Origin of the sequence: Rhodosalinus sediminis (genome assembly GCF_003385555.1) — a bacterium.
Lineage (GTDB): Bacteria > Pseudomonadota > Alphaproteobacteria > Rhodobacterales > Rhodobacteraceae > Rhodosalinus > Rhodosalinus sediminis.
On the sequence record NZ_QOHR01000010.1, the window covers coordinates 14,064 to 26,367 of the forward strand.

Below are 12,304 nucleotides of genomic sequence, written 5' to 3' on the forward strand. Positions count from 1 at the left end.
CCGTGGCGCCCAGGGCGTTCACCGGCGCGCGGGTCTTCGACGGCGAGCGGATCCTCGGCGGCCATGCCGTCTGCGTCGAGGCGGGGCGCGTCGTGGCCGTGGAGCCCGAGGCGACGCTCGCCCCCGGCGTCCCGCGCGAGCGGCTGGGCGGCGGGCTTCTCGCGCCGGGCTTCGTGGATCTGCAGGTCAACGGCGGCGGCGGGCTGATGCTTTCCGAGGCGGACGGGCCCGCGGACCTCGCCCGTATCGCCGAGGCGCACGCGCGCCGGGGCGCCACGACGATCCTGCCCACGCTGATCTCCGACACCGAGGCGGCGACCGAAGCCGCGATCGCCGCGGTGGCCGAGGCGGGGGCGGCGGGCGTGCCGGGGATCGCCGGGCTGCACCTCGAGGGGCCGCACCTCGACCCGGCGAAGGCCGGCGCGCACGATCCCGCGCATCTGCGGCCCATGACCGGCGCCGATCTCGACCGGCTGGCGACCGCGGCGGGGACGCTGCCGTGCCTGATGGTCACCCTCGCGCCCGAGGCGGCCGGGATGGCGCAGATCCGCGCGCTCGCCGAGGCGGGCGCGGTGGTGGCGCTCGGCCACACGGGCTGCGACGCCGGGACGGCGGAGCGCGCCTTTTCCGCCGGGGCGCGGGTCGTCACCCATCTCTTCAACGCCATGGCGCCGATGGGGCACCGCGCGCCCGGTCTCGCCGGGGCGGCGCTGGCCGCGGGCGGGGTGGACGCCGGGATCATTGCGGACGGCCACCACGTTAACCCGCGGATGCTGGGCGTGGCGCTCAGGGCGAAGGCGGGGCCGGGGGCGCTTTTCCTCGTCTCCGACGCCATGGCCCTCGCGGGGACGGAGGCGGAGAGCTTCGCCCTCGGCGGGCGGACCGTGCGCCGGGACGGCGGGCGGCTGACGCTCGACGACGGCACGCTCGCGGGCGCCGACCTCGACCTCGCCCGTGCGGTGCGCGGGATGATCGCCGCGGGCGCCGCGCCGGAGACCGCGCTCGCCATGGCGACCTCCGCGCCCGCGCGCGTCGCGGGGCTGGAGGCGGGGCGCCTCGCCCCCGGTGCGAAGGCCGATCTGGTCCACCTCGACGATGCCTTCGCGCTCCGCCGGGTCTGGCGCGGCGGCGTGGCGCTCGGAGATTAGGCTACCCGGGGCGCAGGAGGCCGTCGCGCGGATTGTCCGGCAGCGCGCGCCTTACCGCACCAGCACCAGCTCGCCGCCGGCGATCTCGATGCGCTCGAAGCGATTCAGGTAGCTCATGCCGAGAAGCGACGAGGGCATCTCGCCGCTGTTGACCCAGGCGCGGAAACCCGGCGCGGCGAGCGGGCCGGAGCCGAGCCGCTCCAGCCGCACGGGCGCGGTCGCCACCTCGCCGTTCGCCGTCATCGCGCGGCCGAAATAGGCGAGGGAGTCGGTGTCGATCCCTGCGCGCTCGGCCGCGGCCTGCGTCAGCACAACCTGGCTCGCGCCGGTGTCCACGACGAAGCGCGTGGGCGTGCCGTTGACCTCGAGCGTCATGTAGTAGTGCCCGTCGGCCGCCCGCGGCACGGTGATCCGCCCCTCCTCGAGCGCGAGCGTCTGGCGCGGCGCGACGGTCTGGCGGATGTCGCCCCAAAGCCCGACGGCCGCGATCACGCCGAGAAAGATCAGCCCCCAGACGGCGGCGTACTGCATCATGCGCCCGAGGCCGCCGCGCGCCTGCAGGAACAGCCAGAACGCCACCGCCGCCCCGAGCAGCAGCAGGTAGGTCAGCTGTGCGATCTGGTCTCCGGTCATGCGCGGCCCTCCGTCGCCCTCTATCTAGGGGCGGCGCGCGGCGGTTTCACGCCCCGATCACGCCGATCTCGCGCACGCCGTCGATCACGAACTGCACCGAGAGCGCGGCGAGCAGCATGCCGAGCAGCCGCGTGACCACGTTGACGCCGACGCGCCCGAGCGCGCGCTCGATCAGCGGCGCGGCGAGAAAGAGCACGAAGGCGAGCGCGACCACCGCCAGCATCACCCCGCAGACCGCCGCGAGCCCGGCGAGCCCCGGCCGCGCGCCGGTGAGCAGGATCATCGAGGCGATCGCCCCCGGCCCCGCGATCAGCGGGATCGCCAGCGGAAAGACCGAGGGGTCGGGGCGGTCCTCCACCGTCTGGTCCTCGCGCCGCTGCGTGCGCCGCTCGAAGAGCATGTCGAGCGCGGTGAGGAACAAAAGGATGCCGCCCGCGATGCGGAAGGCGGGCATCGAGATGCCGACGAAGCCCAGCACCGCCTCGCCGAAAGCCGCGAAGAGCGCGAGGATCGCGATCGAGATCAGGCAGGCCCTCGCCGCGACCGCGCGCCGCTCCGCCGCCGGCTGTCCGGCGGTCAGCGCGACGAACATCGGCGTGAGCCCGACGGGATCGATCACGACGAAGAGCGTCGCGAAGGCGGTGACGAGAAAGGCGATATCCACGCCCGCACTCTCGCGCGCGTGGGGGCGGGGCGCAAGCGGCTCAGGCGTCCTGCGCCGCCTCCAGCCGCTCCATCGCGCGGACCCAGAGCGCCTCGGCGCGCTCGAGCCCCTCCATGACCTCGGCGTACTTGCGCTGCCAGACCGCGGCCTCGTCGGCGCGCTCGGGCGCGTAGAGGGCGGGATCGGCGAGCTTCTTCGCCAGCTTCTCGCGCATCTCGGTCAGTTTCTCGACCCGGTCCTCGCAGCGCCGCGCCTCCGAGCGCAGCTCGGTGAGGCGCTCCTTCGACGGCCCGGGCTTCGGCTTGACGGGCTTGCGCGGCGCGGTCCGCTCGGGCTGCGAAAGCTCGGTGCGGTACCGCTCCAGATCGCCCTCGTAGGGCGCGACCGTGCCGTCCGCGACGCGCCAGAGACGGTCGGCCACGAGGCTCAGCAGGTGGAAGTCGTGCGCCACGAGGATCACCGCGCCCGAGTAGGCCGTCAGCGCCTCCACGAGCGCCTCGCGGCTCTCGATGTCGAGGTGGTTCGTCGGCTCGTCGAGGATCAGCAGGTGCGGCGCGTCGAGCGTGGCGATCAGCAGCGCGAGCCGCGCCTTCTGCCCGCCCGAGAGGCGCGCGACCTCGGTGTCGGCCTGCGCGGCGTGCAGCCCGAAGCCCGCGAGCCGCGCGCGGTGGCGCGGCGGCGCCTCCCCGGGGCGCAGCCGCGCGAGATGCGCGAGCGGCGTCTCGTCGGCGCGCAGCTCGTCGAGCTGGTGCTGCGCGAAATAGCCGATGCGCAGCTTCGGCGCCGCGATGCGCCGCCCCTCCATAAGCGCCAGCCGGTCGGCGAGCACCTTGGCGAGCGTGGACTTGCCCTGTCCGTTGCGGCCCAGAAGCGCGATGCGGTCGTCCTGATCGATGCGCAGGTCGAGACGCTTCAGCACCGCGCGTCCGTCGTAGCCGGCCGCCGCGCCCTCGAGCCGCAGGATCGGCGGCGAGAGCTGGTCCGGCTCGGGAAAGGTGAAGCGCTGCGCGGTGGCCTCCTCCGGCGCGGCGATGGGCTCCATCTTGGCCAGCATCTTGAGCCGCGCCTGCGCTTGGCGCGCCTTGTCGGCCTTGTAGCGGAAGCGGTCCACGTAGCTCTGCAGGTGGGCGCGCCGCGCCTCCTGTTTCTTCGCCTCCGCCGCCTGCGCGGCGCGGCGCTCCGCGCGGCCGCGGGCGAAGGCGTCGTAGCCCCCGGTCCAGAGGGTGAGCTTGCGCTCCTCGAGGTGGAGGATGTGGCCCACCGCCCGGTTCAGAAGCTCCCGGTCGTGCGAGATCAGCAGCACCGTGTGCGGGTAGCGCTGCAGATACCCCTCGAGCCAGAGCGCCCCCTCGAGGTCGAGGTAGTTCGTCGGCTCGTCCAGCAGCAGCAGGTCGGGCTGCGCGAAGAGGACGCCGGCGAGCGCCACGCGCATCCGCCAGCCACCCGAGAAGGCCGCGCAGGGCATCGCCTGTTCCGCCTCGGTGAAGCCGAGCCCCGAGAGGATCGCCGCCGCGCGCCCCTCGGCCGACCAGGCGTCGATGTCGGCGAGCCGCGTCTGGATCTCGGCGATGCGGTCGGGGTCGCGCGCCGTCTCCGCCTCGGCCAGCAGCCCCGCGCGCTCGGTGTCGGCGGCGAGCACCGTGTCGAGGAGCGAGACGTCGGAGGCCGGCGCCTCCTGCGCGACGCCGCCGATGCGCGCGCGCGGCGGCAGCGCGATCTCGCCCCCGTCGAGCGACAGCTCGCCCCGGATCAGCCGGAAGAGGGTGGTCTTGCCGGTCCCGTTGCGCCCGACGAGGCCCACCTTGTGACCGGCCGGAATGGTCGCCGAGGCCTGCTCGAAGAGCGGCCGGCCCTCGACCGAATAGGAAATGTCCTCGATCCGCAGCATGGCCGCGGTGTGACGCAGCCGCGGGGCCGGGTCAATCGGGGCGGCGGGCGAGAGCGCCGGGGCCGGGGGCATGCCGGTCGCCGGGGTCGCTGACGCGGCGCGCTCCCGTGCGCGATGCCGCGACCCATGCCGCGTTTGCAGGGACGTGACGCCTGAGCCCGCGGGCCGCCCGGGCCGGGCGCGGTGCGGGTGTCGGCCTGCTCGGGCGAGGTGGCAGACCCGCCGCCGGGCGAGGCGCCGAGCCCGCCACCCTTCGTATGGCAGACCACGCGCCCCGCGTGCAGGTCGCGCCGGCGCCACCCTGCACCCGGGCCGTGCCGTTGCGCTTTCCGTGATCGGCACGCGCTGCAAAGGCCCCACAGCCGGGCACCGTCCGGCTCACCGTGGTCGCCGGCCACCCCTGAGCGCGCCCGTTCGGCCCACGCCTACTCCGCCAGCGTCACCAGCGCGTGGCGCTTCTTGCCGGCCGAGAGCTTCACCGGGCTCGCCAGCGCGGCGCGGTCGAGCATCCGCCCCGGATCGTCGAGCGGCGCGTCGTCGAGGCGTGCGCCGCCCTCCGCGATGAGCCGCTTCGCCTCCTTGCCGGACTTGGCGAGGCCCGCGCGCACGAAGAGCTGCGCGACCGAGATGCCGTCGGCGATCTCCTCCGCGCCGAGCTCGAGCCGCGGCAGGTCCTCGCCCGTGCCGCCCCGCTCGAAGACCTCGCGCGCCGTGGCCTCCGCCGCGGCGGCGGCCTCGGCTCCGTGCAGGAGCGTCGTGACCTCGTTGGCGAGCCGGATCTTCGCCGCGTTGATCTCCGCGCCGCCCAAGGCGCCGAGGCGGTCGCATTCCTCCACCGGAAGCTCGGTGTAGAGCTTGAGGAAGCGGCCAACGTCGGCGTCCATCGTGTTGCGCCAGAACTGCCAGAAGGCGTAGGGCGAGGTGAGCTCGGCGTCGAGCCAGACCGCGCCGTCGGCGGTCTTGCCCATCTTGCGCCCGTCGGCCGTCGTCAGCAGCGGCGAGGTCAGCCCGAAGAGCTCCACCTGATCGGTGCGCCGGGCGAGGTCCACGCCGTTGACGATGTTGCCCCACTGGTCCGAGCCGCCCATCTGCAGCCGGCAGCCGTAGCGGCGCCAGAGCTCCACGAAGTCGTAGGCCTGCAGGATCATGTAGTTGAACTCGAGGAAGCTGAGCGACTGCTCCCGGTCGAGGCGGGATTTCACGCTTTCGAAGGAGAGCATCCGGTTCACGCTGAAATGCCGGCCCACGTCGCGCAGGAAGGCGAGGTAGTTGAGCCCGTCGAGCCACTCGGCGTTGTCGACCATGAGCGCGTCGGTCTCGCCCGCGCCGTAGGCGACGTAGGCGGCGAAGACGCGCCGGATGCCCTCGATGTTCTCGGCGATCTGCTCGGGCGTGAGCAGCGGGCGCTCGTCGGCGCGGAAGGACGGGTCGCCCACCTTCGTCGTGCCCCCGCCCATGAGCGTGATCGGGCGGTGGCCCGTCTTCTGCAGCCAGCGCAGCATCATGATCTGGATGAGCGAGCCCACGTGCAGCGAGCGCGCCGTGGCGTCGAAGCCGATGTAGGCGGTCACCGGCCCGGCGGCGAGCGCGGCGTCGAGCGCCTCGGCGTCGGTGCAGCCGTGCAGGAAGCCGCGCTCGGCCATCACCTGCATGAAGTCGGATTTCGGTCGCTCGGTCATCGGCCCCCGCGCTCTTGCCTGCTGCGCGGCGCGTCTATACTGGCGGGAGCCGCGGAGGGGAAGGGCGATGATCGACGGACCGGTCCGGGCGCTCGGCGCGATGTCGGGCACCTCGCTCGACGGGGTGGACGCCGCGCTCCTGCGTACCGACGGAGAGCGCATCTCGGGCTTCGGGCGGACGGGCTACCGCGAGTATTCCGGACCCGAGCGCGCGGCGCTGCGCGCGGCGCTGGGCAAATGGCCGGGCGACGCCCTCGGCGACGCGCCCCGCGTGGTGCAGCACGCCCACGCGGTCCTGCTGGCCGAGTTTCCCGAGGCCGCGATCGTGGGCTTTCACGGCCAGACCCTCGCGCATGACCCGAGGGGCCGCGGCACGCATCAGATCGGCGACGGCGCGGCGCTCGCCACCGCGCTCGGGCGGCCGGTGGTCTGGGATTTCCGCTCCGCCGACGTGCGCCTTGGCGGCGAGGGCGCGCCGCTCGCGCCCTTCTACCACTTCGCGCTGGCGAAATGGCTGGGCGCGACGCGCCCGCTCGCCTTTCTCAACCTCGGCGGTGTCGGCAACCTGACGTGGATCGACCCCGCCTGCGCCGCGCCCGAGGAGACGGGCGCGCTGCTCGCCTTCGACACGGGGCCCGCGAACGCGCCGCTCGACGACCTGATGCAGGCGCGCCGCGGGGCGCGGTGCGACACGGGCGGCGCGCTCGCCGCGCGGGGGCGCGTGGCCGAGGGCGCGCTCGAGCGGGTGATGGCGGCGCATTACTTCGACCGGATGCCGCCCAAGTCCCTCGACCGGGGCGATTTCGGCTTCCTCTCGGGGCTGGTCGCCGGGATGTCCGACGCCGACGCGGCGGCGACGCTGACGGCGGCGGTGGCCGCCTCCGTGATGCGCGGGATGGAGCATTGCCCGGCGCCGCCCGAGCGGCTGCTCGTCACCGGGGGCGGGCGGCACAACCCGGTGATGATGGAGATGCTCGCCGCCGCGCTCGACTGCCCCGTCGCGCCGGTCGAGGCGGCGGGCCTCGACGGCGACATGCTCGAGGCGCAGGCCTTCGCCCATCTCGCCGTGCGCGTCGCGCGCGGGCTGCCGACCTCCGCCCCCGGCACGACCGGCGTGCGCGCCGCGGTGGGCGGCGGCACCCTCTCGCGCCCGGTCTGAGCGGGGGGGCGGCGGGGCTGCGCGACCCGCGGCGCGTGCTGCCTCCGATCCAGCGCGGCGAGCAAACGCCCCGCGTCGCGCGCCATCGCGCCAATGCGGGCAGACGCCGCGCCCCGCGCCGGCCCCCGCGCCAAGGGCCTTGCAAGGCCCTTGGCCAAGGCGCTTGCAAGCGCCTTGGCCCTGTCCCCGCCCGGCGCGCTTCGCTATACCGGGGGCATGGTCTCCCGCGTCATTCCCGTCGAGCCCTTCGAGCTCATCGTCTTCGGCGCCACCGGCGATCTGGCGCGCAAGAAGATCCTGCCCGCGCTCTGGCGCCGCTTCCGCGCCGGGCAGATGCCCGAGGGCGCGCGGGTCATCGGCGCCGCGCGCACCGAGCTCGACACCGACGGCTGGCGGCGCATGGTGGCCGAGGCGATCGGCCCGGCGGAGGGCCTCGACGCCTTTCTCGAGCGGCTCGCCTACGTCACGCTCGACGCGACCGGCGAGGCCGGCTGGCCCGAGCTGCGCGCCGCTTGCGGCGCGCCGGAGGTGCGGGCGGTCTATTTCTCGGTCGCGCCCGCGCTCTTCGCCCCGCTCGCCGAGCGGGTGCGCGCCCACGGCCTCGCCGACGGCGAGACGCGCGTGGTGGTCGAGAAGCCCTTCGGCCACGATCTCGCCTCCGCGCGTGCGCTCAACGCCGCGCTCGCCGCGCAGTTCTCCGAGGATCAGATCTACCGGATCGACCATTACCTCGGGAAGGAGACGGTGCAGAACCTGATGGCGGTGCGCTTCGGCAACATGCTCTTCGAGCCGCTCTGGAACGCGCAATACGTCGATCACATCCAGATCACCGTGGCCGAGCAGGTCGGCGTCGCGGGCCGCGCCGAGTACTACGACCACGCGGGCGCCATGCGCGACATGGTGCAGAACCACCTGATGCAGCTTCTCTGCCTGACCGCGATGGAGCCGCCCGCGCGCTTCGAGCCGGGCGCGGTGCGCGACGAGAAGCTCAAGGTGATCCGCGCGCTCGAGCCGCCGCGCTGGCTGGTGCGCGGGCAGTACGGCGCGGGGCAGGGGCAGGCGGCCTATGTCGACGACGTGGGCGCGCCGGCGAGCGGGACGGAGACCTTCGTCGCCCTGCGCGCCGAGGTCGGCAACTGGCGCTGGGTCGGCACGCCCTTCTACCTGCGCACGGGCAAGCGGCTCTCGGCGCGCTCCTCCGAGATCGCGGTGGTCTTCAAGGACACGCCGCATTCGATCTTCGGCATCGACGCGGGCGCGCACCGCAACATCCTCGCCATCCAGCTTCAGCCGAACGAGGGGATGAAGCTCTGGATGACGATCAAGGAGCCCGGGCCCGGCGGCATGCGGCTTCTGGACGTGCCGCTCGACATGACCTTCGCCGAGACGCTGGGGCCGGAGGCGGAGCTCATCGCCGACGCCTACGAGCGGCTGATCATGGACGTGATCCGTGGCAATCAGACGCTCTTCATGCGCGGCGACGAGGTGGAGGCGGCCTGGGCCTGGACGGACGCCGCGATCGCGGGCTTCGAGGCCGCCGGCGAGCGGCCCGAGGTCTATCCCGCCGGCTCCGACGGGCCGCGCGGCGCGGAGCGCATGATGGCGCGGGACCAGCGCCTCTGGCGCGAGATCGCGGGCTGAGCGCCCCGGGGCTTGCCCGCGCCGCCCCGCGCGGGCAGGAATTGGGGACCGGGCCGCGGGAGGAAGCGATGGACTTCGTCGAGTATGCCGACCGGGAGCTGATGGCGATCGACCTCGCCAACAAGCTCGCGGGCGCCCTGCGCGCCGCGCTCGCGCGGTCGGAGCGGGTGCTCTTCGCGGTGCCGGGCGGATCGACGCCGGGGCCGGTCTTCGACGCGCTCTGCGCCGCGCGGATCGACTGGGCCTCGGTGGACGTGCTCTTGACCGACGAGCGCTGGGTGCGGCCCGATCACCCCCGCTCCAACACCCGGCTGGTGCGCGAGCGGCTGCTGGTGGAGCGCGCCGCTGCGGCGACGCTCCTGCCGATGTATCAGCCGACCGACACGCCGGAGGAGGCCGTCGCCCGCGTGACCGAGGCGATCGCGCCGCATCTGCCGATCTCCGTGCTGCTGCTCGGCATGGGCGACGACGGGCATGTCGCCTCGCTCTTTCCGGGGACCGAGGGGCTCGCCGCCGCGCTGGCCGAGGATGCGGCGCCGGTCATGGCGCTCCGCCCGCCCGAGGCCGAGGAGCCGCGGCTCACGCTGACGCGGCCGGTGCTCGACGGCGCGCTCTCCAAGCACCTCGCGATCGTGGGCGAGACCAAGCGCGCGGTGCTGGAGCGCGCGCAGCGCCGCTCGGAGGCCGAGGCGCCGGTGCGCGCGGTGCTCGGCGGGCTCACGGTGCACTGGGCGCCATGAGCGCGGCGGCGGAGAGCTGGGCGCGGCTCGACGCGCTGCGCGCCGCGCGCGAGGGCCGGCGCATCGCGGCGCTCTTCGAGGCCGACCCCGAGCGCGCGGCGCGCTTCTCGGTGCGCGCGGGGGGCATGCTCCTCGACTATTCCAAGACGGCGATCGACGCGCCCGTGCGCGCCGCGCTCCTCGATCTGGCCGCGGAGGCCGACGTCGCGGACCGGGCGCGCGCGATGATGGCGGGCGCGGTGGTCAACCCGACCGAGGGGCGCGCGGCGCTGCACACCGCGCTCCGCGCGCCCGAGGACGCGGGGCCGATCGAGGTCGGCGGCCGCAACGTGCTGCCGGAGGTGCACGCGACGCTGCGGCGGATGGAGGCCTTCGCCCGCGACGTGCGCGCGGGCCGCGCGCGGGGGCAGGGGGGCGCCTACACCGACGTCGTCAACATCGGCATCGGGGGCTCGGACCTCGGCCCGGCGATGGCGGTGCGCGCGCTTTCGCCTTACGCCGACGGGCCGCGCTGCCATTTCGTGGCCAACGTGGACGGCGCCGACATCGCCGACACGCTCGCGGGCCTCGATCCGGCGCGGACCCTGGTGATCGTCGCCTCCAAGACCTTCACCACCGTCGAGACCATGACCAACGCCGAGACCGCGCGCGCCTGGATGCGCCGGGCGGTCGCCGAGCCGGGGGTGCAGTTCGCCGCGCTCTCCACCGCCGCCGAGCGCACCGCCGCCTTCGGCATCCCCGGCGAGCGGGTCTTTCCCTTCGCCGACTGGGTGGGCGGGCGTTACTCGATGTGGGGGCCGATCGGGCTGTCGCTGATGATCGCCATCGGGCCGGAGCGGTTCCGCGAGATGCTCGCCGGCGGGCACTGGATGGACCGGCATTTCCTCGAGGCGCCGCCCGACGCGAACCTCCCGCTGACGCTGGCGCTGACCGGGATCTGGCACGCGCAGGTCTGCGGGCACGCGACGCGGGCGGTGCTGCCCTATGACCAGCGCCTCACGCGGCTGCCCGCCTACCTGCAGCAACTCGAGATGGAATCGAACGGCAAGGGGGTGACGGCGGCGGGCGAGGCGCCCGCGCGGCCCACGGCGCCGGTCGTCTGGGGCGAGCCCGGGACCAACGCGCAGCACTCCTTCATGCAGCTCGTCCACCAGGGCACGCAGGTCGTGCCCTGCGAGTTCCTCGTCGCCGCCGAGGGGCATGCGCCCGATCTCGCCCATCACCACCGGCTGCTCGTGGCGAACTGCCTCGCGCAGGCGGAGGCGCTGATGCGCGGGCGGAGCCTCTCGGAGGCGCGGGCGATGCTCGCGGATCGCTTCGCGGGCGAGGAACTGGAGCGGCAGGCGCGCCAGCGCGTCTTTCCGGGCGACCGGCCGTCGGTGACGCTCGCCTATCCGAAGCTCACGCCGGAGATGCTGGGCCGGATCGTCGCGCTCTACGAGCACCGGGTCTTCGTCGAGGGGGTGATCCTCGGGATCAATTCCTTCGACCAGTGGGGCGTGGAACTCGGCAAGGAGCTCGCCGGGAGTTTGGAGCCGGCGCTGCGCGGGGAGGAGGTGGCGGCCTCCGGCTCCACGCTGGCGCTGGCGGCCTTCCTGCGGGGGGCGTGAGCGGGCCGCTCCTCAGGCCCGTGCGGGCCGTCGTCGCGGGCGGCGCGCCTCAGCCCTCCGTCGCGCCGTCCGCCTCGATGAAGCGCCGGCGCAGCGCCTCCGGCAGCGCCACCTTGCCCGAGCGATCCGCCGCGATCAGCACGATCACGCAGCGAAAGCGCGCGGTGCAGCGGCCCTCGGACCAGAGCTCGCTCTCCAGCGTGAAGGAGGTGCGGCGAATCTCCGTGCAGCGGACGGTCACGACGTAATCCGGCTCGCCCCGCATCTCGGCGAGCCAGTCGATCTCGCCCCGCCGGATCACGGTGACATGCCCCGCCTCCGGCCCGACGACGCCGCGTTCGGCAAAGTAGCGGATGCGCGCCGTCTCGAACCAGACCATGTAGGCGGCGTTGTTCACGTGGCCGAGCTGATCGAGCTCGCCCCAGCGCACGCGGTCCGCGATGGCGAAGGGCCAGGGGGCGGGCAGGCCGGCGGCGGTCTGCTCCTCCGGCGAGAGGGGCGTGTGATAGCGCAGCGTCATGGCCCCGTCGCTAGCCCGGCGGCGCCGGGGGCGCAAGCCTCAGCCCCGCGGGATGTCGAAGCCCGGCGGGGCGAGCTCGAAGCCCTCGAAGCGAAAGCCGGGCGAGACCGTGCAGCCCATGAGCGCCCAGCCCGCGCCCGCCGCCGTCGCCTGCCAGTGGTGCGCGGGCACCCGGATCTGCGGCCGCTCGGCCGCGAGCACGTCCGGCCCGAGCCGGTGATCGCGCGCCGGGCCGTCCGCCGTCTCGGCGATCGAGAGCGTGGCCGGCGTGCCCGCGTAAAAATGCCAGATCTCGTCGGCGTCCACCCGGTGCCAGTGGCTGCGCTCGCCCGCCTTCAGCAGGAACCAGATGCAGGTCCCCGCCGGGCGCGCGCCCTCGGCCGCCTCGGCGCGCCAGGTCTCGCGGAACCACCCGCCCTCGGGGTGCGGCGCGAGGTCGAGGGTCTCGATGATCCGGTCGGGATCGGCGGGATCGGGCATGGGCGCCTCGCGGTCGTCGGTGGCGGGGCGAGGCTAACCCGCCGCGCGGCGGGAGGCCAGACGGCGCGTCGCCCGGGTCGCGCGCGTCGCGGGGACGCCGGGCGGCGGTCCTCCGCCGACGTCACGAAAACGTGCTGGAACG

General features: G+C 74.5%; 11 protein-coding genes. 5 read left to right on the forward strand and 6 right to left on the reverse strand.

Going from position 1 to position 12,304, the window contains the following annotated elements:
- Window positions 1-2: 2 nt before the first annotated feature.
- Window positions 3-1,148, forward strand: a complete 1,146-nt coding sequence (nagA, locus tag DRV84_RS08960) for an N-acetylglucosamine-6-phosphate deacetylase (protein ID WP_115979548.1) — start codon at window positions 3-5, stop codon at window positions 1,146-1,148.
- 51 nt (window positions 1,149-1,199) lie between these two features.
- On the opposite strand, the gene DRV84_RS08965 is transcribed toward nagA, so the two are convergent.
- The 4 genes from DRV84_RS08965 to tyrS form a co-directional block, all read right to left on the reverse strand.
- Window positions 1,200-1,781, reverse strand: coding sequence for a retropepsin-like aspartic protease family protein (locus DRV84_RS08965; RefSeq protein ID WP_115979549.1), 582 nt, complete (start codon window positions 1,779-1,781; stop codon window positions 1,200-1,202).
- Window positions 1,782-1,827: 46 nt separating this feature from the next.
- Window positions 1,828-2,445 (reverse strand): MarC family protein, encoded by a 618-nt coding sequence (locus DRV84_RS08970; protein ID WP_115979550.1) that lies wholly within the window; start codon window positions 2,443-2,445, stop codon window positions 1,828-1,830.
- A 40-nt stretch (window positions 2,446-2,485) separates the two neighbouring features.
- Entirely contained in the window at window positions 2,486-4,333 is a 1,848-nt protein-coding gene (locus tag DRV84_RS08975; RefSeq protein WP_115979603.1) for an ABC-F family ATP-binding cassette domain-containing protein, read from the reverse strand.
- 425 nt (window positions 4,334-4,758) lie between these two features.
- On the reverse strand, window positions 4,759-6,012 hold the full coding sequence (gene tyrS, locus DRV84_RS08980) for a tyrosine--tRNA ligase (protein ID WP_115979551.1): 1,254 nt from the start codon (window positions 6,010-6,012) through the stop codon (window positions 4,759-4,761).
- Window positions 6,013-6,079: 67 nt separating this feature from the next.
- On the opposite strand from tyrS, the gene DRV84_RS08985 reads away from it, so the two are divergent.
- From DRV84_RS08985 to pgi, 4 genes are all read left to right on the forward strand, one after another.
- Entirely contained in the window at window positions 6,080-7,171 is a 1,092-nt protein-coding gene (locus DRV84_RS08985; protein ID WP_115979552.1) for an anhydro-N-acetylmuramic acid kinase, read from the forward strand.
- Between the two features lie 216 nt (window positions 7,172-7,387).
- Complete coding sequence (zwf, locus tag DRV84_RS08990) at window positions 7,388-8,812, forward strand: glucose-6-phosphate dehydrogenase (protein ID WP_115979553.1); 1,425 nt, start codon at window positions 7,388-7,390, stop codon at window positions 8,810-8,812.
- Between the two features lie 68 nt (window positions 8,813-8,880).
- The gene (gene pgl / locus DRV84_RS08995) at window positions 8,881-9,552 is read left to right on the forward strand and encodes a 6-phosphogluconolactonase (protein WP_115979554.1); all 672 of its coding nucleotides are present in this window, start codon (window positions 8,881-8,883) and stop codon (window positions 9,550-9,552) included.
- Window positions 9,549-11,162 (forward strand): glucose-6-phosphate isomerase, encoded by a 1,614-nt coding sequence (pgi, locus tag DRV84_RS09000; protein WP_115979555.1) that lies wholly within the window; start codon window positions 9,549-9,551, stop codon window positions 11,160-11,162. The genes pgl and pgi overlap by 4 nt, the downstream gene beginning before the upstream one ends.
- A gap of 49 nt (window positions 11,163-11,211) precedes the next feature.
- On the opposite strand, the gene DRV84_RS09005 is transcribed toward pgi, so the two are convergent.
- Complete coding sequence (locus DRV84_RS09005; protein WP_115979556.1) at window positions 11,212-11,682, reverse strand: acyl-CoA thioesterase; 471 nt, start codon at window positions 11,680-11,682, stop codon at window positions 11,212-11,214.
- Window positions 11,683-11,721: 39 nt separating this feature from the next.
- The gene (locus DRV84_RS09010; protein WP_115979557.1) at window positions 11,722-12,162 is read right to left on the reverse strand and encodes a cupin domain-containing protein; all 441 of its coding nucleotides are present in this window, start codon (window positions 12,160-12,162) and stop codon (window positions 11,722-11,724) included.
- Window positions 12,163-12,304: the final 142 nt, after the last annotated feature.